This window comes from Streptococcus sp. 2018110, assembly GCF_019754115.1.
Taxonomy (GTDB): Bacteria; Bacillota; Bacilli; order Lactobacillales; family Streptococcaceae; genus Streptococcus; species Streptococcus hashimotonensis.
Map to the genome: position 1 here is coordinate 33,988 of NZ_JAIJZO010000012.1, position 23,248 is coordinate 57,235.

The following is a 23,248-nucleotide window of genomic DNA, read 5'->3' on the forward strand; positions in this document are numbered from 1 at the left end:
ATAGTTGAAAAAGAGTCAAAATTTGATAGAATAATGATGAGGTGATGAAATGGAACGATTAGATAAAATTATACAACTGGTATCACAACATGAAAAAATAGATGTCAATAGTTTGGCGGAGCAACTGGAGGTTTCTAAGGTAACCATCCGTAAAGATTTGGATAAGTTAGAATCAAAAGGTTTATTACGTAGAGAACACGGCTATGCTGTTCTAAATAGTGGCGATGACCTCAATATTCGAATGTCCTTTCGCTATGACGTAAAAAAACGAATTGCAAAAGAAGCAGCAAATCTTATTGCCGACAATGAAACGATTATGATAGAGTCTGGCTCAACTTGTGCTCTCTTGGCAGAAGAAATTTGCAAAACCAAGAGAAATGTGACCATCATAACAAATTCTTATTTTATAGCCAATTATGTGCGACAATATGATAGCTGTCAGATTATTTTATTGGGTGGTGAGTTTCAAAAAGATTCCCAAGTAACAGTTGGGCCGCTCTTACATAAAATGATTCAGTTTTTCCATGTTGATAAGGCTTTTGTAGGAACTGATGGCTATGATAGTGAGCATGGTTTTACAGGTAAAAACTTAATGCGAAGCGAAGTAGTACAGTACATGTCTGACGTTGCTGAAAACATGATTGTGCTAACAGATTCTAGTAAATTTACAAAACGAGGGACAGTTCGCAGATTTGGTTTAAGTCAAGTTGCTCAGGTCATTACAGATACGTCGATTTCTGAAGATCTTGTCAAAGAATTAGAAAATGCTAGAGTCACAGTAAGGCTAGTTTAGGTTGGGGGCAGTATGAAGCAAGAAAAAAGAAGGCAGTTGGCAAAAATAGCCTATCTTTATTACGAAGAGGGGAAAAGCCAAGCTGAGATTGCTGCTGAGACAGGAATTTATAGAACGACAGTCAGTAGAATGTTGACCAAGGCTAAGTCAGAAGGCATTGTAAAAATAGAAATTCAAGATTTTGATAGACGCCTATACCGACTTGAAAAATATGTTCAAGAAAAATATGGATTAAAAGGTTTAGAACTGGTTGAAAACAGCACCGATGAGGACCAGCTTGATTTAGAAAATCGTCTGGCACAGGCTGCAGCCGATATGCTTACCAATCTAATTGATGATGGAAAGAAAGTTGGTTTTTCATGGGGGAGAAGCCTCAGTCTTATTGTAGATAAGATAGGGAATCATCGTATGAAAGCTGTCAAATTTGTTCCAATAGCTGGCGGTCCAAGTCATATCCACGCACGTTATCATGTGAATACTCTGATTTACGATATGGCCAATAAATTTCGTGGAGAATGTAGTTTTATCAATGCGACGATTATCCAGGAGAATCAAGAACTCGCTCAAGGTATTCTTTCTTCTAAATATTTCGAGGAGCTACGTGCTGACTGGAAGGACTTAGATGTAGCAGCAATCGGTATTGGCGGCCGAGTCGATGAAAAAAATCGTCAATGGTTAGACATGTTGACGACAGATGATTTTAAAGCCTTGTCAGATGAAGGTGCAGTCGGTGAAACCTGCTGTCGTGGTCTGAATCAATACGGTCAAGCTGTCGTTGAGGATCTGCAAAAGAGGACCATTGCCATCTCTTTAGATGATTTAAAAGAAGTTCCAGATACCATAGCTCTTGCATATGGGGAGGAAAAAGCCCAAGCCATTTTAGCTGTATTGCGAGCTGGCTACATTCATCATCTGGTAACAGATGAACGAACCATCGTAAAAGTTTTAGAACTGGATAATGATGAGCACGTCCATACAAATTAGCAAGAGAATACTTCAATCGCTTAAAGGTGGTTGAAGTATTTTTTATCCCAAAATATGCACAAAAGTGCAAAAATAAATTAAAACGGAAAATGTTCTATAAATATATTTACGCTATAAAGAGAAAAATGATATGATTTACTTACGAAAGAAATATAATAACTTACAAATAAAACAAATTGGAGGAAAAAGAAATGGAAATGATTATTGCAGATCAATTGATCATGGGATTGATTATTTATGCTGGAGATGCGAAAAGTCACGCCTACCAAGCTTTGTCGCTTGTCAAAGCAGGTGAAGAAGAGCGAGCAGAAGAGGAATTAGAATTGGCAGATGCAGCATTATTAGAAGCTCACAATATGCAGACAAAATTCTTAGCACAGGAAGCTGGGGGAGCAAAATCTGATATTACAGCACTATTTGTCCATTCGCAAGACCATTTGATGACATCTATTACAGAAATCAATTTGATTAAAGAAATCATTGATTTGCGGAAAGAACTAAAAAAAGTTGGGTAAAACAAAAAAAATTATATTTAGGAGGAAACCGAAATGGTTAAAATCGCTCTATTTTGTGCCGCTGGTTTTTCTACAGGCATGTTGGTAAACAACATGAAGATTGCAGCAGCAGACGCAGGTGTCGAAGTAGAAATCGACGCGCATTCTCAAGGGAAAATTGCAGATTACCTTGACGAAATCGATGTAGCTTTACTGGGACCACAAGTAGCATATACGCTTGATAAGTCAAAAGCGCTCTGTGATGAAAAGCAAGTCCCTATTGCCGTGATTCCAATGGCAGACTACGGGATGTTGGACGGGAAAAAAGTTCTTCAATTGGCACTCAGCATGGTTTCATAAAGGAGTATGGTCATGTCCAAAATTGATACACAAAAAATTATTGTCCCAATCATGAAATTTGTGAATATGAAAGGGATCATCGCTCTAAAAGATGGTATGTTGGCTATCTTGCCTTTAACAGTAGTTGGTAGTATTTTCTTAATTTTGGGGCAGTTGCCTTTTGAAGGCTTAAATGCTGCAATAGCTTCTATATTTGGAGCGGAATGGACTGAACCGTTTATGCAAGTCTATAGCGGAACCTTTGCAATTATGGGAGTGATTTCTTGTTTTGCGATCGGCTATTCTTATGCCAAAAATAGTGGAGTTGAGCCTCTCCCTGCGGGCGTACTGTCCTTGTCTTCATTCTTTATCCTCTTGAAATCATCTTATATTCCAGTTGATGGAGAACCAATCAGTGATGCCATCGCAAAAGTATGGTTTGGTGGTCAAGGAATTATCGGTGCGATTATTATTGGTTTGGTAGTGGGCGCTATCTATACGACTTTTATTCAGCGTCATATTGTTATCAAGATGCCTGAACAAGTACCGCAAGCTATTGCCAAGCAGTTTGAAGCTATGATTCCAGCTTTTGTCATCTTTTTGCTATCTATGATTGTCTATATTGTTTCCAAGATGGCGACAAACGGTGGTACATTCATTGAAATGATTTACGATGTGATTCAAGTGCCACTACAAGGTTTGACAGGTTCATTACCAGGTGCGATTGGAATTGCTTTCTTCATTTCCTTCCTCTGGTGGTTTGGTGTACATGGCCAGTCAGTTGTCAATGGTGTCGTTACTGCTTTACTATTGTCAAACCTCGATGCCAATAAGGCCCTTTTAGCAGCAGATAAATTGTCTCTGGAAAATGGTGCCCATATCGTGACCCAACAATTCTTGGATAGTTTCTTGATCATGTCAGGTTCAGGTATTACCTTTGGTATTGTTTTTGCAATGCTATTTGCCGCAAAATCAAAACAATATAAGGCTCTTGGTAAGGTAGCGGCATTTCCTGCACTCTTTAACGTTAATGAACCAGTCGTCTTTGGTTTTCCAATTGTGATGAATCCTGTTATGTTCTTACCATTTGTCTTGGTACCGATCTTAGCGGCTTTCATTGTCTACGGTGCAATCTCAATAGGCTTTATGCAACCATTTTCAGGTGTGACCCTACCATGGTCTACCCCAGCAATCATTTCTGGTTTTATGGTGGGTGGTTGGCAAGGTGCGGTTGTTCAAATCATTATTTTAGCTGTCTCAACTATTGTTTATTTCCCATTCTTCAAAATCCAAGATAAGATTGCCTATGAAAGTGAAATGAAAGAAACAGTTTAGTCAATGATGTCAGACAAAAGAGTTGCACAAATGTGCAGCTAGCTTCGGAAATCTTAGCTCTCACTAGCATCAATTGACAATAACCCCTATTACAGGATATACTTGATTTACAAACGAAACAAAATTAAGTTTCGAAAGAAAGGGTATAACTATGAAAACAGTGACTGAAGTAGCTGGCACTAGCATTAAAACTGAGTATTTTGGAAGTCTGACAGATCGGATGAACAAATACAGAGAAGATGTCCTTGATAAGAAGCCCTATATTGATGCGGAACGGGCTGTTTTAGCAACAAAAGCCTATCAAGAACATAGAGAAAAGCCCAATGTATTAAAAAGGGCCTATATGCTCAAGGAAATATTGGAGAACATGACGCTTTATATTGAGGAAGAAAGTCTGATTGCAGGTAACCAAGCTTCTTCAAATAAAGATGCTCCCATCTTCCCAGAATATACCTTAGAGTTTGTATTGAATGAATTGGATTTATTCGAAAAACGGGATGGGGATGTCTTCTATATTACCGAGGAAACCAAGGAGCAGTTGCGCAGCATCGCTCCATTCTGGGAAAAGAATAATCTTCGTTCACGTGCAGGTGTCTTGCTTCCAGAAGAAGTTCAAGTTTATATGGAAACTGGCTTCTTTGGTATGGAAGGTAAGATGAACTCTGGCGATGCCCACTTGGCTGTCAATTACCAAAAGGTATTGGAACAAGGTTTGCGTGGTTTTGAGGAGCGAGTTCGTGAAGCAAAGGCTAATCTCGATTTGACGGATCCTGCAAGTATTGATAAATATCATTTCTATGACTCAATCTTTATCATCATTGATGCGGTGAAAGCATACGCCGATCGTTTTGTCGCCTTGGCTACCGAATTGGCAGAGAAAGCTCCAACCGCTCAACGCCGTCAAGAACTACTGGAGATTGCACGGATTTGTGCGAAGGTGCCGTATGAACCTGCTGAAACATTTGCAGAGGCAGTGCAATCTGTCTGGTTTATCCAGTGTATCTTGCAAATCGAGTCGAATGGACATTCTCTATCCTATGGACGTTTCGACCAATACATGTATCCGTATGTGAAAGCTGATTTAGAAGCAGGACGTGAAACGGAAGACAGCATCGTCGAACGCTTGACTAACTTGTGGATTAAGACCATTACTATCAACAAGGTTCGTAGTCAATCACATACCTTCTCATCTGCTGGTAGTCCACTATACCAAAATGTAACCATTGGTGGACAAACACGTGATAAGAAGGATGCTGTCAATCCACTTTCTTACCTAGTATTGAAATCTGTTGCCCAAACACACCTGCCACAGCCAAACTTGACTGTTCGCTATCATGCAGGCCTAGATGCTCGCTTCATGAATGAATGTATTGAAGTCATGAAACTTGGTTTTGGTATGCCTGCCTTCAACAACGATGAAATTATCATTCCATCCTTTATCGAGAAAGGTGTCTTGGAAGAAGATGCCTATGACTACAGTGCGATTGGCTGTGTAGAAACGGCTGTTCCTGGTAAATGGGGCTACCGTTGTACAGGTATGAGCTATATGAACTTCCCGAAAGTTTTATTGATTACCATGAATGATGGTATCGATCCTGCATCAGGCAAACGGTTTGCACCAGCCTTTGGTCACTTCAAAGATATGAAATCCTTTGAAGAGCTTGAAACGGCATGGGAAAAGACACTTCGTCATCTAACACGGATGAGTGTTATCGTTGAAAATGCAATTGACATTGCTTTAGAAAGAGAAGTACCAGACATTCTCTGCTCGGCTCTGACAGATGACTGTATCGGTCGTGGCAAGCACCTGAAAGAAGGCGGAGCGATTTACGATTACATTTCTGGTCTGCAGGTTGGCATTGCCAATTTATCTGATTCTCTAGCAGCAATCAAAAAATTAGTCTTTGAAGAAGGACGATTGACTCCAGAAGAATTGTGGCATGCCTTGGAAACAGACTATGCTGGGGAGCGTGGTAAAGAAATCCAGGAAATGTTGATTGAAGATGCACCAAAATATGGTAACGATGATGATTATGCAGACCAATTGGTAACAGCAGCGTATGATATTTATATCGATGAGATTGCCAAATATCCAAATACTCGCTTTGGTCGTGGTCCGATTGGTGGTATCCGTTATTCAGGTACATCATCCATTTCAGCAAACGTTGGACAAGGGCGTGGTACCTTGGCAACTCCAGATGGTCGAAATGCAGGTACACCGTTGGCAGAAGGTTGTTCTCCATCACATAATATGGATAAAAATGGACCGACATCCGTTTTGAAATCAGTTGCCAAATTACCAACGCATGAAATTGTTGGAGGCGTTCTGCTCAATCAGAAGGTCAATCCACAAACACTTGCCAAAGAAGAAGACAAACAAAAATTAATTGCCCTCTTGCGGACATTCTTTAACCGCTTGCATGGCTATCATATTCAGTACAATGTTGTCTCTCGAGAAACCTTGATTGATGCACAACTACATCCTGAAAAACACCGTGATTTGATTGTCCGTGTAGCAGGTTATTCAGCATTCTTCAATGTATTGTCGAGAGCAACACAAGACGACATCATTGGTCGTACAGAACATACATTGTAAAAGAGGTTATTATTATGGAATTCATGCTGGACACCTTAAATATAGAGGAAATACGGAAATGGGCTGAGGTTTTACCCCTTGCGGGGGTGACCTCAAACCCAACGATTGCGAAGAAAGAAGGTGACATTGACTTTTTTGAACGTTTGCACCTTATCCGTGACATCATCGGTCCAAATGCTTCACTACATGTGCAAGTTGTGGCAAAGGATTATGAAGGGATTTTGGCAGACGCTAAAAAAATTCGTGAATTGGCACCGGAAAATGTCTATATTAAGGTTCCGGTAACGCCTGCTGGTTTGGCTGCTATGAAAACATTGAAAGCGCAAGGCTATCAGATTACAGCAACAGCGATTTATACCGTTTTTCAGGGCTTGTTAGCTATTGAAGCGGGTGCAGATTACTTGGCGCCGTACTACAATCGTATGGCCAATCTGAATATTGATTCGAATGCGGTCATCGCTCAGTTATCAGAAGCAATTGACAGGGAGTGTTCGGAAAGTAAAATTTTAGCGGCGTCATTCAAAAATGTGGATCAAGTGAACCAAGCATTTGCAAATGGGGCGCAGGCTATTACGGCAGGTGCAGATATATTTGAAGCAGCCTTTTCTATGCCATCCATTGAAAAGGCGGTAAATGATTTTGCAGATGATTGGTCTGCCATTCATGGAAGATATACTATCTAAACAGTTCTATATTAAAAAATAAGGGGGCACTATGAAACAATTCTCAGGTCTTTCACGCACTATCCAAGGAAATCATCTTTTAGACACTTGTGCGATTGACATTTTGAAAATAGGTCATCGCCCCCTTGTTTTATGTGCAAAACAGGAGTATAATACGACTGTAGAAAACTTTGTGAAAGTCTTAACTTGTCACGGACTCATTGTTAAAATAGCCTATATAGAGGAGTGGGACCAGAACTTGGTTGAAGAATGTGGGGAAGTTGGTTTCCGACATTGTGCAGACCATATTATTGGCATTGGTAATAGTTCTGTGGCAGCTTGTACAAAGTCTGTTGCGGATTTACTAGACTTGCCAGCCGTTCTTATACCGACTTCACCGTTTACCACTCTGCCTCGGCTATCGGTGGAAAATATGAAAAGAGAGCGACCATTGTTTAATGAGTCCATCCAGCTAATTATCGCGGATAGGGACCAATTATTGACACAACCTACCACGGAGTTGATGAATGGAGTGGTCAATACTCTTCTTTATCTAGCAGCCATAAAAGAAGTAAAAAGAAATCATCTATTCAGTTTGGTAGATGATATTCTTATCAGAGGTTTTGAAAGCGTTTTATTTAATAATAGCCTTCAAGCTATAGAGGATTTTGAAGCCCGGATATTATCAAAAGAAGTACAAGATGTCTTAGAAGTTCTTTCTACTTGTGTAACATTAGACCTACCTAGTGATGCTTGGGACGTGATTCAACAAATAGAATCAAAGCTCAGCGAAAGAAGAGAGGATTTAGTGGATGAGCCATTGAAACGAAATCTTGTCCTCTATTTACTTTTGATCTATTTGACTCAGGAATCAGAAGAATTTCAAGCCAGGCTGAAGTGGTGTCAACAGTTGCTTTTGTCTGCCAACTCTAGCAATCTATCGTCGCTGGAGGCAGTTTTCAAGGAAATTGCACTAGAGATGGGAGAAGATTGCTCGACACGTTGCTAGTAGGCATCGCTGTACAATGGCAATATTAAAATTATGAGCTCGTCCTCTTGCTTTCGGCAATGCTAACTTCGTTTATTACTCAATATAACACTATCTATTATTTAAAGGAGGAATTCTTATGAAAGTATTTGCAAGTCCATCTCGCTATATTCAAGGTAAACATGTTCTTTTCCAAGGTGCAGAAGCTATCGGAAAATTGGGAACAAAGCCTTTGATTCTTTGTGATGATTTAGTATATGGGATTGTCGGTGAGAAGTTTTTGTCCTATCTCGTTGAAGAAGGGATGCAAGTCCATCGTGTTGCCTTTAATGGAGAAGCATCTGACAAGGAAATCCAGCGCGTTGTAGAAATCGGAAAAGAACAGGCTAGTGACGTCGTAATCGGTCTAGGTGGTGGCAAGACGATTGACTCAGCCAAGGCGATTGCTGATTTACTAGGAGTGCCAGTCGTCATTGCTCCAACTATTGCTTCAACAGATGCTCCGACATCTGCTTTATCTGTCATTTATTCTGAAGAAGGGGCGTTTGAACGCTATATTTTCTATAAGAAAAATCCAGATCTTGTCTTGGTAGATACAGCGATTATTTGTCAAGCACCGCCACGTCTTTTGGCTTCTGGTATTGCGGATGGCTTGGCGACATGGGTAGAAGCGCGTGCTATTTTACAAAGCAATGGAACAACAATGGCAGGAGGAGGTCAGACGCTTGCTGGTATCGCTATTGCACAAGCCTGTGAACAAACACTCTTTGAATACGGACTTCAAGCCATGGCCAGCTGTGAAGCCAAGGTTGTGACAGCTGCTTTAGAAAATATTGTTGAAGCAAATACCTTGCTAAGTGGTTTAGGCTTTGAAAGTGCAGGTTTGGCTGCGGCGCATGCGATACACAATGGATTTACCGCCTTGGAGGGAGACATTCACCATTTGACACATGGTGAAAAAGTGGCTTATGGGACCTTGACCCAGCTCTTCTTGGAAAACCGTCCGAAAGAAGAATTGGAAAAATACATCCGTTTCTATCAAGCCTTGAATCTTCCAACAACTTTGGAGGAGTTACATTTGGCTGATGCTAGTTATGAAGATCTATTGAAAGTCGGCCAACAAGCGACGATTGAAGGAGAAACAATTCACGGTATGCCATTTGCTATTTCAGCAGAAGATGTAGCAGAAGCTCTGATGGCTGTTGACTACTATGTTCGCTCATTAGATAAATAAGAAGAGCATTAACAGTTGAGCATGTCCATCTAAACTTGTGAATAGAGGTTCGAAGTAATTGCCTTGGGAAATTCTTTCTCAGGGCTTTTCATTTGAAAAAATTATGATATAATTGTTAAATATAAAATATTTAGAAAATTTTGAAGAATTGACTTAAAGGAGATTTCTATGGCCTATGTAGTAGCTGTTGTTGGTGCCACTGGTGCAGTCGGTGCCCAAATGATTAAAATGTTGGAAGAGTCAACACTTCCAATCGAGAAAGTACGTTTCCTTGCTTCTGCCCGTTCAGCAGGCAAGACCTTGCAGTTTAAGGGACAGGATATTGTCATTGAAGAAACAACAGAAACAGCCTTTGAAGGAGTGGATATTGCCCTCTTCTCAGCTGGTGGCTCTACATCTGCCAAGTATGCTCCTTACGCTGTAAAAGCAGGAGCTGTAGTAGTTGACAATACCTCTTACTTCCGTCAAAATCCAGATGTTCCTCTGGTTGTTCCTGAGGTAAATGCTCACGCACTGGATGCCCACAATGGTATCATTGCATGTCCAAACTGCTCAACCATTCAAATGATGGTTGCCTTGGAGCCTGTTCGTCAGAAATGGGGCTTGGAGCGGATCATCGTATCTACTTATCAGGCAGTCTCTGGAGCTGGTATGGGAGCTATCTTGGAAACGCAAGCTCAATTGCGTGCAGTCTTGAATGATGGCGTGGAACCAAAAGCGGTAGAAGCGAACATTCTCCCTTCTGGAGGCGATAAGAAGCACTACCCAATCGGTTTCAATGCGATTCCGCAAATCGACCTCTTCACAGACAATGACTACACTTATGAAGAGATGAAGATGACAAAAGAGACTAAGAAAATCATGGAAGATGACAGTATTGCTGTTTCTGCAACCTGCGTCCGTATTCCAGTCTTGTCAGCTCACTCTGAGTCTGTTTACATCGAAACTAAGGAAATTGCACCGATTGATGAAGTGAAGGCAGCTATTGCATCCTTCCCAGGAGCTGTTTTGGAAGATGATGTGGCAAACCAAGTATATCCGCAAGCGATTAATGCTGTTGGTAGCCGTGATACCTTTGTTGGTCGTATCCGTAAAGATTTGGATAAGGAAAACGGTATTCACATGTGGGTTGTTTCTGACAACTTGCTCAAAGGTGCTGCATGGAACTCTGTTCAAATCGCTGAAACCCTTCATGAGCGTGGTCTAGTTCGTCCAACGGCAGACTTGAAATTTGAATTGAAATAATTTCATTAATCCAAAGTACACAAAAGGCTGCACTCAGCCTTTTTTAGCAACAATCAGTAAGAGAGGAAGCCTATGTCTATTCAAGATTTACGTGATGTAAAAATTATTACAGCAATGATTACCCCTTTCAAAGAAGATGGCTCGATTAATTTTGAAGTTTTACCCGAATTGATTGAGCATCTGTTGTCTCATCACACAGAAGGGATTTTATTAGCAGGAACAACTGCCGAAAGTCCAACCCTGACACACGAGGAAGAACTGGAACTATTTGGTGCTGTGCAAAAAATTGTCAACGGTCGTGTTCCCTTGATTGCAGGTATCGGTACAAACGATACGCGCGACTCGATTGAGTTTGCCAAAGAAGTGGCGGCATTCGGTGGCTTTGCGGCAGGTCTTGCCATTGTGCCATATTACAACAAACCCTCTCAAGAGGGAATGTATCAGCACTTCAAGGCTATTGCGGATGCCTCTGATTTGCCAATCATTATCTACAATATCCCAGGTCGTGTCGTGGTTGAAATGACGCCAGAAACCATGTTACGTTTGGCTGAGCATCCAAACATCATCGGTGTTAAAGAGTGTACAAGCCTTGCCAACATGGCTTACCTAATTGAGCATAGACCTGACGACTTCTTGATTTATACAGGTGAGGATGGCGATGCTTTCCATGCAATGAACTTGGGAGCAGATGGTGTGATTTCTGTTGCATCTCACACGAATGGTGATGAGATGTATGAAATGTTTACAGCCATCGAACAACAAGATATTCGAACAGCAGCAGCTATTCAACGCAGGTTCATTCCGAAAGTCAATGCCCTCTTCTCCTACCCAAGTCCTGCACCAGTTAAGGCAGTTCTCAACTATCTTGGATTTGAAGTTGGTCCACTCCGCTTGCCGTTGGTTCCATGCCCAGAAGAAGATGCCAAACGCATTATCAAAGTAGTCGTTGACGGCGACTACGAAGCAACCAAAGCCACAGTGACAGGAGTCGTACGACCAGATTATTAAAACAGTCAGGGAACTGTTTCAGCAGGTCACCAAGAAATACGAAAGTGACCACAGAAGACCCGAGCTCAAAAACCCGAAAGCGAGGACAGTCTACGGATAGACTGTTTTAACCCGAGCCTGAAAATATGAAAGCGAGGCTTGTTCGGGGGATACGAGTAGACCGGTGGTCTATTCGTACCTGAGCTTGAAAATAAAAAAGCGAAGTATTTTTACGTGAGTTAGAGCATAAAGAGTGAGGAATTTGGAAAACGATTAACCAAGTGGAGCTTCTTGTCATCTTCGTCGTTTTATGTAAATCTACACAAGCACATCAGTTATCTGGTGTGCTTTTCAGTTGCAAGCCTTTTCAATTTTTTGGCATTCTTGATATAATAACTAAAAACGATAAAAGGATTAAGTATGAATATTGTTATTATAGGCGCCTCCTTTGCTGGTTTAAGCGCAGCTTTGGAATGTCGAAAATTGTATCAAAATGCTCAGATAACACTAATTGATAGAGAAAAAGATGTGGCTTACTTTCCAAATACCTTGAATTGGAAAGTGGCAGGAAAAATTTCTGGTTGGGAAGAAGCGAAGATTTCTTTGTTCAGTGAGGTGCAGCATGCAGCTATTTCTTGTCTTTTTGAAACAGAATGTCTCGCAGTTTATCCCGAAATACGAAAGGTAAAGATACGGCATCATCAAGATATAGGTGATATTATTTATGACCGACTAATATTGGCTATGGGAGCGAGTCAAACATGGGAATGGGGAACGGAAGAACTTCAAGACTATCTAATTCGTTCAAAAACGCTATCTCAAGCACAAGCTAGTCTAGAGAAATTGACAGATGCAAAAACAGTTGCAGTGATTGGGGCAGGACAGATTGGTTTGGAAAGCTTGGATGCACTTAGCCAGTTGGATTTGAATTTGCATGTGTTTGAAGCGCAAGATTCACTCCTTGCAAAGTACGTTGATGAGGATATGATTGCGCCGATTCGTCAAGAGATAGAAAAAAGAGGAATCCAACTTCATTTATCCGAAACAGTCAATCAGATAACGATTGATACTCAGGAAGAACAGCTGGTTTGTCATACAGTCACAGGTAACTATCAAGCTGATTTAGTCTTACCATCCACCAATTTGACGCCCAATATTCAGCTAGTGAAAGATAGGCTAAAAGTGACTGCAGAAGGGACTGTATGGGTGGATGAGTTTCTTGAAACAAGCCAAGAGAATATTTTTGCTGTAGGTGATTTGGTTAGTCTCCCAGTAGATTATTTTGGACAGGCATATCTTCCGATGATTCATCATGCGATTATGACAGGGAGGATGGCTGCTCGAAATTTGCAAAAGAGGATTGCACCTATTAAGAGAGTCCAGCGGATTGTTTCTAGTCATGTATTTGGTTATTATATAACTAGCCTTGGCTTGACCGAGAGCGAGGCGAGCTTATGGTTGGAGAGTAAATCAATTCGGATTAGAAGGCCATATAGCCAGTGGGAACCAACTTTAGTAGATTTCAAACTAATTGTCGAAGAAACGAGTGGACGCATCATAGGGGGACAACTCGTTTCTACTGCAGATTATATTGAGCAGATGGATGTACTGTCTCTTGCGATTGCAAAGGATTTGACCGTCTTTGACTTGGTAGAACATTCTTGGCTCTGTCTTCCTGGAAATACTCCTCTGGTCCCCTTCATCGTAGAGGCCGCTCAAGAGTATATTCGGCAATTTTATCAGGTTGATGAGGAGGGTGTCTATGCGGATTGATTCCTTATTGGAAAAGCGTGAGCGCGCCATTTATCAGCTTCTCCTCTACTTAGAAGATAGGAAAGAGGCACCACCACTAAAGGATATTTGTTACTATTTAGAATTGTCAAAATCAACTCTTCTTCGCTATATTGTATCTTTCAATGAAGAAGCAGCCGACTTGGGACTCTCTTTTCAACTCGAAGATGAAAGGGTCTTTTTGAAGAAAAAGGCCAGTTTGAGTCTTCATCGTATCCTAGCCTATCTCTGTCAAACCAGTACCAAATATCAAATTATTGTGTATTTATCTGATAAGGAAGAGGTCTCTATTCAACAGCTGGCTCAAGAATTGCTGATAAGTGAAGCGACTCTGAATCGCCATCTTGCTTCTTTGAACCAGATATTGGCAGAATTTGGTATTGGGATCAAAAGCGGTCGTCTAAAAGGTAGTGAGCTTCAAATACGGTACTTTTTACATCAAATGTTGAGTTTGACTACTAGGGGAGCGGAATTACAAGAAGAGTTTGTGCTTGGGAAAATAGAGGCCTTATTGCCGGTTTTCGAACGCTTCTATCAATCGCCGCTCAATCCCAAGCAAGCCCATCGTCTTTTATTGTGGTTAATGATTTCACAGCAACGCTCTCGATTGCGACAGCTAGATTTTAAGCCCCTTTACAAATTGATGGAACCCTATCAAGAACATAAGTTTTACCGACGTTTGAGAAAGATGTATTTTACACTAAGTCAGCAACAATCCACCTCTTTTCAAGAAGGGGAGATTATGGCGTTGTTTGCTTTCCTGTTTAGTCATTTCATTTTAGCGCCGCATCAATTAGAGCAGGTTCTTGGTTTCGGTGGGCCGATTATGGAAGCTACCTCTTTGGCTCTTCAGAAATTACGGTTATATTTTGAGGAAAATTTACCAGTCTCAGAAGAAGCGCTCTATCATTTGAACCAAATTATGAGCCAGCTATACTTCTTTTATTCTTCCGTTGAACTGGAAGAAGTAGAAGCTTCTAGTTTTTATCCAGAAGCAGAAGACTTGCTAAAAGACGTCTATAAATCAGTTTTTCATAGAAGAGTCGATAAAGAAATAAGGAACTCTTATCTGACAAATATTTCGGATTTGTATATTTATTTTGGTCAGGTCCAGCCTATACAGGTCAAGGTTGCTTTTGCTTCTTCCCTACATGAGGTTCTATCCTATCCTCTCTTGTTGCAACTAAGGGAGAAGTTAGAAGGCAATCGTCAGGTTCTTATTGAGCCCTATCAAGCAGGGTATGACTATGATTTGATCATTACAGATTACCTCGAAAATACAAGCCTTCCAGTTTATTGCCTAGGAAATCGATTGAAAATCCAAGACATTGTACAATTAAAAGCATGGATACAGGATATATACCATCAAAAGTCCTGTCAATCAGAGATTATGGCGACCAAAACTTCTTTTCCTATCGAGCATCGCTAGACAATGTCAGATAGTCTTTGTGAAAAATGTAAGTGCATTTAACCTTGAAAAATTTATTTTATAAACTCTGATAACAGTTGATAGAATCATCTTTCTAGCCACTGCTTATCAGATTTTTTTATTTTTTTGAAAAAAATGATAGGAAAAATTCACAAGAATGGGTTAGAATAGAATTACCAAGAAAGCGGAAGCGTTTTCAAAAAAGATAAACAAACAGGAGGGAGACCTATGTCTACTGAAAAATACATCATGGCCATTGACCAAGGAACTACAAGTTCACGTGCCATTATCTTCAATAAAAAAGGTGAAAAAGTTGGCAGTTACCAAAAAGAGTTTACGCAAATTTTCCCTAAACCAGGTTGGGTTGAACACAACGCCAATGAAATTTGGAATTCTGTTCAGTCTGTGATTGCAGGGTCCTTTATCGAAAGCGGTGTTCGTCCTGATCAGATTGAAGGAATTGGTATTACCAACCAGCGTGAAACAACCGTTGTCTGGGATAAGGAAACAGGTCTTCCAATTTACAATGCCGTTGTCTGGCAATCTCGTCAAACAGCTCATATTGCTGACCAGCTGAAGGCAGATGGTCACGCAGATATGATTCATAAAAAGACTGGACTTGTAGTCGACGCCTACTTCTCAGCAACCAAAGTTCGTTGGATTTTGGATCAAGTTCCTGGAGCGCAGGAACGTGCTGAAAAAGGTGAGATTCTGTTTGGAACCATTGATACTTGGTTGGTATGGAAATTGACCGATGGGAAATGCCATGTGACGGATTATTCAAACGCAGCTCGTACCATGCTCTACAACATTGAAGAGTTGAAATGGGATGATGAAATTCTAAGTTTGCTCAACATTCCAAAAGCCATGTTGCCGGAAGTTCGTTCAAACTCTGAAGTTTACGGTACAACAGCTCCATTCCATTTCTATGGCGCAGAAGTGCCAATCTCAGGTATGGCAGGTGACCAACAGGCAGCTCTATTTGGACAATTGGCATTTGAGCCAGGTATGGTGAAAAATACTTACGGAACTGGTTCTTTCATCGTGATGAATACAGGTGAAGAGATGCAGTTGTCACAGAACAACCTTCTCACAACAATTGGCTATGGTATCGGCGGCAAAGTCTATTATGCGCTTGAAGGATCTATCTTTATCGCTGGTTCGGCGGTTCAATGGCTCCGTGACAGCATGCGAATGGTGACTACATCACCTGAGTCAGAAGAGCTTGCTCGTAAGTCTACCAGCAATGATGAAGTCTATGTTGTTCCAGCCTTTACAGGACTTGGAGCTCCGTATTGGAACTCAGATGCGCGTGGTTCAGTCTTTGGTCTCACTCGTGGTACAACAAAAGAAGACTTCGTCAAAGCAACTCTTCAATCCATTGCCTACCAGGTTCGTGATGTCATTGATACCATGCAATTGGATACAGGTATTGATATTTCTGTCTTGAAGGTTGACGGTGGTGCAGCCATGAATAGCCTCCTCATGCAATTCCAAGCAGATATTTTGGGTATTGAAATCGCACGCGCTCAAAACCTTGAAACTACAGCTCTTGGAGCAGCATTCTTAGCAGGTTTAGCAGTTGGTTTCTGGAAAGATTTGGATGAATTGAAAGAACTCAACGCTGTCGGTCAATCCTTCCAACCAACCATGAACGAAGCTCGTAAAGAACAACTTTACAAGGGATGGAAAAAAGCTGTCGCAGCAACTCAACTATTTGCAGAAGTGGATGAAGAGCAATAAAGGACTTGTTAGCTAGGGGAAAGGATTCTTTCTTCTAGCTAGACAATTCTATTAGAATGTTAGGAAGTGAATCGTATGGAATTTTCAAAAGAAACAAGACGCTTAGCTATTGAGCGAATGCAGGATCGTCAACTTGACCTCTTGATTATCGGGGGTGGTATTACGGGTGCTGGTGTGGCTTTGCAGGCAGCAGCAAGCGGTATGGAAACAGCCTTGATTGAAATGCAAGACTTTGCAGAAGGCACTTCAAGTCGCTCAACCAAATTGGTCCACGGTGGTCTTCGCTACCTCAAACAATTTGATGTGGAAGTGGTATCCGATACCGTATCTGAACGCGCAGTAGTACAAAATATTGCCCCACATATTCCAAAACCAGATCCAATGTTGCTTCCAGTCTATGACGAGCCAGGTTCAACCTTTAGTCTCTTCCGTTTGAAAGTGGCTATGGACCTCTATGACCTCTTGGCTGGCGTCAACAATACCGATATGGCCAATAAGGTCTTGACCAAAGAAGAAGTACTTGAACGCGAACCAAACTTGAAGCAAGAAGGTTTGATTGGTGGCGGTGTTTACCTCGACTTCCGTAACAATGATGCTCGCTTGGTAATTGAAAATATTAAGCGTGCAGCTAAAGACGGTGCCTTGATTGCCAGCCGCGTCAAAGCTGAGAAATTCATCAAAGATGAGGCTGGAAAAGTTGTCGGTATCGTCGCTCGTGACTTACTGACAGATAGCACCTTTGAAATTCGTGCGCGTTTGGTCATCAATACAACAGGCCCTTGGAGTGACGAAGTACGCAACCTCGGTGGCGAAGGTTCAGGTGTCCTTCAAATGCGTCCAACCAAGGGTGTGCACCTAGTTGTTGATAGTTCTCGCTTGTCTGTGCCACAGCCGACTTATTTTGATACAGGTCACGCAGATGGTCGCATGGTCTTTGTCCTTCCACGTGAAAATAAAACCTATTTTGGTACGACAGATACAGACTACACTGGCGATTTGGCCAATCCAATGGTAACTCAAGAAGATGTTGACTACCTGCTTGATATTGTCAACAATCGCTTCCCAGAAGCAAACTTGACCTTGGATGACATTGAGAGCGGTTGGGCAGGTCTTCGTCCCCTCTTGTCTGGAAATGGTGCTTCTGACTACAACGGTGGAAACAACGGCAAACTCAGCGATGACAGTTTTAATAGCTTGATTGAAACCGTCAAAGGCTATCTGAAAAATGAAAAGACTCGTGACGATGTGGAACACGATTTAACACATTTGGAAGGTAGTGTTTCTGAGAAACACTTGGATCCTTCAGCAGTATCACGTGGCTCTGCCCTTGATCGTGATGAAAATGGGTTGCTGACTCTTGCAGGTGGTAAAATTACGGACTTCCGTAAGATGGCTGAAGGAGCAATGGAAAAGGTTGCAGATATCCTCAAAGAAGAACATGGTCGCAGCTTCAAACTCATCAATTCTAAGACCTATCCAGTATCAGGTGGTGAATTGAACCCGGCAAACGTTGTAGAAGAAATCGAACATCTTGCTCAACTAGGTGTGAAGAAAGGTCTTGTCTATGATGATGCGCTTTACTTGGCAAACTTGTACGGCTCAAATGCTCCAAAAGTTTTTGCATTGAACCATAAAGTAGAAGCCGTCTCTGACTTGAACAAGCGTGACTTGCTTTCCCTTCACTATGCTATGAAGGAAGAGATGACCTTGACTGCAGTTGACTATCTTCTCCGTCGTACCAACTACATGCTCTTTATGCGTGAGCAGTTGGATGCGGTAGCACCAGACATTTTGAAAGAAATGGCAGCTTACTATGCTTGGTCAGAAGAAGAAGTTGCACAACAGGAACAATTGTTGGCTGATACGCTTGTTAAGAATGATTTGGCGTATTTGAAAGATAAATAATAAGAGGTGCATAATGACAAATGAATTAATCGGTGAAGTATTGGGAACCGCCTTACTAGTCTTACTAGGTAATGGTGTGGTAGCAGGGGTAGTACTAGATAAGAGTAAGGCCAAGGATGCTGGTTGGATTGTAATCACAATTGGTTGGGGTCTAGCAGTAGCCATGGCAGCTTTTGTGAGTGGTTTATTGGGACCTGCCCACCTCAACCCAGCGGTATCAACTGCAATGGCCTTTGCAGGAAATCTCCCATGGGCTTCTGTAGTCCCTTACATTCTTGCCCAATTCCTCGGAGCCTTTATCGGAAGTATCTTGGTCTACCTCATGTACAAAGATCACTACGATGCAACAGAAGACACTGGTGCTGTATTGGCAACTTTTTCTACTGGTCCTGCCATCCGCAACCTTGTTTCGAATACAACTAGCGAAGCAATCGGAACCTTTGTTTTGGTCTTGGGATTACTGGCTTTCGGTCAGTATGATTTTCCAACAGGTCTTGGCACTTTAATCGTCGGCGGTTTGATTGTTTCCCTCGGAGTTTCTCTTGGTGGTCCAACAGGATATGCCCTAAATCCTGCGCGTGACCTTGGTCCTCGGATCATGCATGCCATCCTTCCATTGAAGCACAAGGGAGATTCGGATTGGAGTTATGCTTGGGTACCAGTAGTTGGTCCAATCATCGGAGGCTTGCTTGCGGCTCTCCTTTATGGTCTCATTTTTTAAGAAATATCCTTCTCTAATCAGCAATGGTTAGGGAAGTTTTTTATTACTTGGCTGTTAATCGTGAGCAAAAGATTATTTTGTATCAATAATTAGTGATAAAATAAGTCTATCATAATCAGTGAGGTCATCTTATGAACAATACAGGTATTCATCACATTTCAAGCTTGGTAGGAAATATTCACCAAGCCTATCATTTTTATCATCATATTCTCGGCTTAAAATTGACTTTGAAGACTGTCAATCAAGAAGATTCAAGCATGTATCATCTCTTTTTCGGTGATGATGAGGGCCGCTATGGAACGGAATTTACCATTTTTGATATGCCCAGTCATCCTAGTCATCGATCTGGCAGTAATCGTTTGGAACGAACTGTTTTTCTGGTTAAAGATTTTGCTGCCTTGGAATTTTGGCAGAAAAGATTGACAGAGTTTGAAGTGGAAAACGAAGGAATTCAGGCCTTTGGAAATGGACATATCTTGAATTTCCAAGATGAGGATGGTCAGTTACTTGGTTTGACCTATCATGACTCAATTGGAGAAATGTTTCCGTATGAAACAGATGAAATTCCGTCGGAATACGCCATTCTTGGTATTGCCAGTCTTCACATGCGAATTCGTGAAGAAAAGGCATTGTTAGATTTGCTGACAGAAACCTTTGGATTTGTCGAGGAAAGCCGATTTGTCTTTGAAGATAAGATGGTGATTTCGCTACTCTTTGACAACACCTTCCAACATCGACTTTATTTGATTCTTGACCAAGAGTCGCCAATCAGCGTGATGGGAGTTGGGTCTATTCATCATATCGCGTTTGGTGTCTTAGATGAGTCCGACTTGGAAGACCTGATTAGTCGCTTAAATCTCATCAATCGTCCACATTCTGGTATTATCAATCGAGATTTCATGCATTCCTTGTACTTCCGAGCGCCAAATTATCTCATGTTTGAGGTTGCGACCATGGCTGGCGAAAGAGAGGCTACCATGCCAAGACAAGATAAGCTACTGGATAAAGTTGAACTGTTCTTGCCAAGTTTTTTTGAAGAGGACAGACAAGAAATCGAAAAAAATCTCTCCCAGCGTTATTAGGAGAAATGAAGTATGGATTATTGCTTTATCAAAGGGACCAGTCCCCGTCTCTTGGTCTTTTTCCACGGCACAGGTGTCAACAAGGAAGCTATGCTCTTTCTTCGGCAACAGCTGGACCTAGAAGCCTCCGCGCTTTCCTTGGATGGAAGTTGGGGCCAGGGTAGGGACAGGCGTTTTTTTGCTCCGCTGATTGATGGTCAGCTGGATCTTGTCGATGTTGAACTGCGCTTGTCGGCTTTTCAAATGGTGCCAACTTCATCATGGGCTTGTTAACCAAACAGCCAAATCTGGCGGACAATTATATCTTGCTCCACCCTTCGGCTTTAGATTATGCGTTTCCTAGGGAAAATAGCAGAGCAGAGATTTTGTTTACACTGGGGCAAAATGACCCATATGTCGACCCAGTCACTCTTGAAAATCTTGTAGATGATTGGCAAGCGTCAGCCTTTCCCAGAGCCATCCTAGCTCGTTTTGACAAAGGGCATTTTTTAAGCCAGGATGAATTGACCTATGTGAGAAATTGGTACCAAGAAAGAACAGACAAAAAGGCCTGAACCAATGTGTTCAAACCTTTTAATTATCTTAGATGAGCGATTCCAATTTATCCACCAATGAACCGACATAGGCGATGGTTTCTTTGAGTGGTTGGTCAGTCGAAACGTCGACACCAGCGTGTTTAGCAAGGTCTTGGGCAGAAAGACTTGCACCGAGTGACAAGGTTTCCAACCATTTTTCAACAACTTCTTCAGGATGTTCTTCCAATTGCTTAGCCATAGCCGTACCGATGGTCAAACCAGCTGAGTAGGTATATGGATACAAACCAATGTAGTAGTGCGGTTGACGCATCCAGATAAGACCTGCATCGTCACCGATTTCAAAGTCTTCACCCCAGAATTCCTTGATGACATCCAACTTGATTTGGCAGAGAATATCACCATTGAGGTATTCTTCATTGTCCAAACGAGTGTAGACTTCACGTTGGAAGGCTGCTTCAAGCAAGTGAGTCACCATGTTGTGGAAGTAAGTACGGCTGATCAACTCGCTAATCAAGTAAGCTTGGAAGCCAGGGTCTTGGTTGTTTTTCAAAAGGGTGTTACATGTCAAGACTTCATTAGCTGTAGAAGGAGCCTCGATGAAGTAGAGGGATGGATCGTAGCTGAGGACGCTTTGTTTCTTAGCCAATTGGAAATGACCAGCGTGTCCCAATTCGTGAGCCAATACCAAGACCTCGTTCATCAAACCTGTCCATGAAAGTAGGATATAGGATGGTCCATCGTAAAGAGTAGCACAGAAGCCACCAGTAGCCTTACCTTCGTTTTGAGCAAAGTCAATCCAACGCTCATCAAATGATTGTTCAATCATTTTCACATAATCTTCACCAAGAATGCCCAAGCAGTCAATCAAGAATTGTTTGGACTCTTCAGGAGTAATGCGTTGATTGTATTCAGATGGTAGGCTGATTTTCAAGTCAGCATGAGTGATTTTATCCAAACCATGAGCCTTGGCAACCAGTTTGACATAGCGACGCATGTGAGGAGCCAATTCTTTCATGATGACATCAATCTGACGGTCAAAGAGATCACGAGAGACATTTTGACTATGCAAGAGGAAGTCAATCGTATTGTCAAATCCACGCAAGCGAGCTTCGATTTGTTCGTTTTTGATATGAGACAAATAAGTTGCTGCAGTTGTATTCTTGTATTTCTTCAAGGTTGAATAGAAACCAGCAGCTGAATTGCGACGGATTTCGGTATCATGGCTGAGTTCATAATCATTTTCAAAGAGCACATAGCTATTGCCGAGCGTTTCGCCATTTGCCTCGAAGTTATCAAAGGTCATATCTTCAAACTTGGTCACACCGTAGTTATTATATGGCTGACCAAAGGTTGGTGCGAAGTTAGAGAGGAGTTCTTCTTGTAGTGGATGAAGCTGATGCGGCTTATCACGTAGGATTGCATCGAAGAAAGCAGCCCATTGTGGTTGTTCTTCTTTTAATTCAAGAAGAAAGGCTTCATCTAATTGACCAAGTTCTGAATAGAGGAAATCTCGTTGAGGACATGCCTTGGCAGAAACCAGGTCGTATTCGTTGGCCAGGCTCGCCAATTCAGTATTCATCTTGTCAACTTCTAATGGCAAAAAGGCATAGTGGGAAAGTCTGCTATCAAGAATAACGATTTTTTCGTATTCTGTTAAGGCGGAAACAATGGTATCCTTATCAGTTAGCTTCCCTTTGTAATTCGATTCGAAAGCTGTCACTTGCTTAGCGTAGGCTGCCAAATTTTCTTTGTAGTTATCAGGGGTCGGAAATAGAATGTCCGTATCCCAAGTTAATTGCACATCAATTTCTTGACGTTTAGGCATTGCGTTTGTCATGATTTTCTCCTTATTTCATTTTAATAGGTCCATTATATCATACTAAAGGGCTTTCAGCGAAAATAAGCCAAGGCAAAATTTATGAAAAAGAATACTTGACAAAATACACAAAAACCTAGATAATGTAAGTATGAAAGGGTTTACTGAAAACCAGAAAGGAGCTTTTATGCAAGTCATTAAACGTAGTGGAGAGATTGTTGAATTTGATCCAGATAAAATCTACCAAGCCATCATTAAAGCTGCACAGACAGTTTATGTCATTGATGAAACTTGGCGGAAAAATCTTGCACAGGTCACAAAGAAAGTAGTGCTTGACTTGGAAGAAGCTCATACAGAGCGACCAACGATTAGCATGGTTCAGTCGCAAGTTGAACACCGTCTTTTAGATGCAGGATATATTTCTATTGCTGAGCATTACATTTCCTATCGCTTGCAACGTGATTTGGAACGTAACGGCTATGGCGATAAGATTATTGTACATCTGCGTTTTGAACAAGTACGTTAAGAGAAGCCTAGAGAAATCTAGGTTTTTTGCTTTTATATATCT

Annotated in this window: 21 protein-coding genes; 20 read left to right on the top strand and 1 reads right to left on the bottom strand. The window is 41.5% G+C overall.

Going from position 1 to position 23,248, the window contains the following annotated elements; translation table 11 throughout:
* Positions 1 to 49 precede the first annotated feature (49 nt).
* The 19 genes from K5Q34_RS07920 to K5Q34_RS11840 all read left to right on the top strand — a co-directional run bounded on the left by K5Q34_RS07920 (position 50) and on the right by K5Q34_RS11840 (position 20,882).
* A complete protein-coding gene (locus K5Q34_RS07920; protein ID WP_114866534.1) occupies positions 50 to 793 on the top strand; it encodes a DeoR/GlpR family DNA-binding transcription regulator in 744 nt (247 codons plus the stop codon).
* Positions 794 to 805: 12 nt separating this feature from the next.
* A complete protein-coding gene (locus K5Q34_RS07925) occupies positions 806 to 1,777 on the top strand; it encodes a sugar-binding transcriptional regulator (protein WP_221864811.1) in 972 nt (323 codons plus the stop codon).
* A 191-nt stretch (positions 1,778 to 1,968) separates the two neighbouring features.
* On the top strand, positions 1,969 to 2,292 hold the full coding sequence (locus K5Q34_RS07930) for a PTS lactose/cellobiose transporter subunit IIA (RefSeq protein WP_024376531.1): 324 nt from the start codon (positions 1,969 to 1,971) through the stop codon (positions 2,290 to 2,292).
* A gap of 33 nt (positions 2,293 to 2,325) precedes the next feature.
* Positions 2,326 to 2,631 (top strand): PTS sugar transporter subunit IIB, encoded by a 306-nt coding sequence (locus K5Q34_RS07935; RefSeq protein ID WP_002935430.1) that lies wholly within the window; start codon positions 2,326 to 2,328, stop codon positions 2,629 to 2,631.
* A 12-nt stretch (positions 2,632 to 2,643) separates the two neighbouring features.
* On the top strand, positions 2,644 to 3,945 hold the full coding sequence (locus K5Q34_RS07940; RefSeq protein ID WP_221864812.1) for a PTS sugar transporter subunit IIC: 1,302 nt from the start codon (positions 2,644 to 2,646) through the stop codon (positions 3,943 to 3,945).
* A gap of 151 nt (positions 3,946 to 4,096) precedes the next feature.
* Entirely contained in the window at positions 4,097 to 6,541 is a 2,445-nt protein-coding gene (locus K5Q34_RS07945; protein WP_024407593.1) for a glycyl radical protein, read from the top strand.
* Positions 6,542 to 6,555: 14 nt separating this feature from the next.
* Positions 6,556 to 7,224 carry a fructose-6-phosphate aldolase gene (locus K5Q34_RS07950; protein WP_024382948.1) on the top strand — a complete coding sequence of 223 codons (669 nt, stop codon included), beginning with the start codon at positions 6,556 to 6,558 and terminating at the stop codon, positions 7,222 to 7,224.
* A 31-nt stretch (positions 7,225 to 7,255) separates the two neighbouring features.
* Positions 7,256 to 8,212, top strand: coding sequence for a glycerol dehydrogenase (locus tag K5Q34_RS07955; protein ID WP_221864813.1), 957 nt, complete (start codon positions 7,256 to 7,258; stop codon positions 8,210 to 8,212).
* Between the two features lie 118 nt (positions 8,213 to 8,330).
* The gene (locus tag K5Q34_RS07960; RefSeq protein ID WP_024384405.1) at positions 8,331 to 9,425 is read left to right on the top strand and encodes a glycerol dehydrogenase; all 1,095 of its coding nucleotides are present in this window, start codon (positions 8,331 to 8,333) and stop codon (positions 9,423 to 9,425) included.
* Positions 9,426 to 9,593: 168 nt separating this feature from the next.
* Positions 9,594 to 10,670 (top strand): aspartate-semialdehyde dehydrogenase, encoded by a 1,077-nt coding sequence (locus tag K5Q34_RS07965; RefSeq protein WP_221864814.1) that lies wholly within the window; start codon positions 9,594 to 9,596, stop codon positions 10,668 to 10,670.
* Positions 10,671 to 10,742: 72 nt separating this feature from the next.
* Entirely contained in the window at positions 10,743 to 11,678 is a 936-nt protein-coding gene (dapA, locus tag K5Q34_RS07970; RefSeq protein ID WP_044759666.1) for a 4-hydroxy-tetrahydrodipicolinate synthase, read from the top strand.
* A 399-nt stretch (positions 11,679 to 12,077) separates the two neighbouring features.
* Positions 12,078 to 13,430 (top strand): FAD-dependent oxidoreductase, encoded by a 1,353-nt coding sequence (locus K5Q34_RS07975; protein WP_208546516.1) that lies wholly within the window; start codon positions 12,078 to 12,080, stop codon positions 13,428 to 13,430.
* Positions 13,420 to 14,877 carry a helix-turn-helix domain-containing protein gene (locus K5Q34_RS07980; RefSeq protein ID WP_221864815.1) on the top strand — a complete coding sequence of 486 codons (1,458 nt, stop codon included), beginning with the start codon at positions 13,420 to 13,422 and terminating at the stop codon, positions 14,875 to 14,877. Before K5Q34_RS07975 ends, K5Q34_RS07980 begins: the two co-directional genes overlap by 11 nt.
* A gap of 228 nt (positions 14,878 to 15,105) precedes the next feature.
* Positions 15,106 to 16,620 (top strand): glycerol kinase GlpK, encoded by a 1,515-nt coding sequence (gene glpK / locus K5Q34_RS07985; RefSeq protein WP_014638061.1) that lies wholly within the window; start codon positions 15,106 to 15,108, stop codon positions 16,618 to 16,620.
* A 75-nt stretch (positions 16,621 to 16,695) separates the two neighbouring features.
* A complete protein-coding gene (gene glpO, locus K5Q34_RS07990; RefSeq protein ID WP_221864816.1) occupies positions 16,696 to 18,525 on the top strand; it encodes a type 1 glycerol-3-phosphate oxidase in 1,830 nt (609 codons plus the stop codon).
* 13 nt (positions 18,526 to 18,538) lie between these two features.
* Entirely contained in the window at positions 18,539 to 19,246 is a 708-nt protein-coding gene (locus tag K5Q34_RS07995) for an MIP/aquaporin family protein (protein ID WP_205028126.1), read from the top strand.
* A 131-nt stretch (positions 19,247 to 19,377) separates the two neighbouring features.
* A complete protein-coding gene (locus K5Q34_RS08000) occupies positions 19,378 to 20,328 on the top strand; it encodes a VOC family protein (protein ID WP_205028124.1) in 951 nt (316 codons plus the stop codon).
* A gap of 12 nt (positions 20,329 to 20,340) precedes the next feature.
* Positions 20,341 to 20,601, top strand: coding sequence for a hypothetical protein (locus tag K5Q34_RS11835; protein WP_238140152.1), 261 nt, complete (start codon positions 20,341 to 20,343; stop codon positions 20,599 to 20,601).
* On the top strand, positions 20,589 to 20,882 hold the full coding sequence (locus K5Q34_RS11840) for a hypothetical protein (protein WP_238140151.1): 294 nt from the start codon (positions 20,589 to 20,591) through the stop codon (positions 20,880 to 20,882). The genes K5Q34_RS11835 and K5Q34_RS11840 overlap by 13 nt, the downstream gene beginning before the upstream one ends.
* Positions 20,883 to 20,910: 28 nt before the next feature.
* Here the strand turns inward: K5Q34_RS11840 and pepF are convergent, their stop codons facing one another.
* A complete protein-coding gene (gene pepF / locus K5Q34_RS08010; protein ID WP_221864817.1) occupies positions 20,911 to 22,701 on the bottom strand; it encodes an oligoendopeptidase F in 1,791 nt (596 codons plus the stop codon).
* A 166-nt stretch (positions 22,702 to 22,867) separates the two neighbouring features.
* Here pepF and K5Q34_RS08015 point away from each other — a divergent pair, with 166 nt between their 5' ends.
* Positions 22,868 to 23,206: an ATP cone domain-containing protein gene (locus K5Q34_RS08015; RefSeq protein ID WP_002935455.1), complete on the top strand. Its 339-nt coding sequence runs from the start codon at positions 22,868 to 22,870 to the stop codon at positions 23,204 to 23,206.
* Positions 23,207 to 23,248 lie beyond the last annotated feature (42 nt).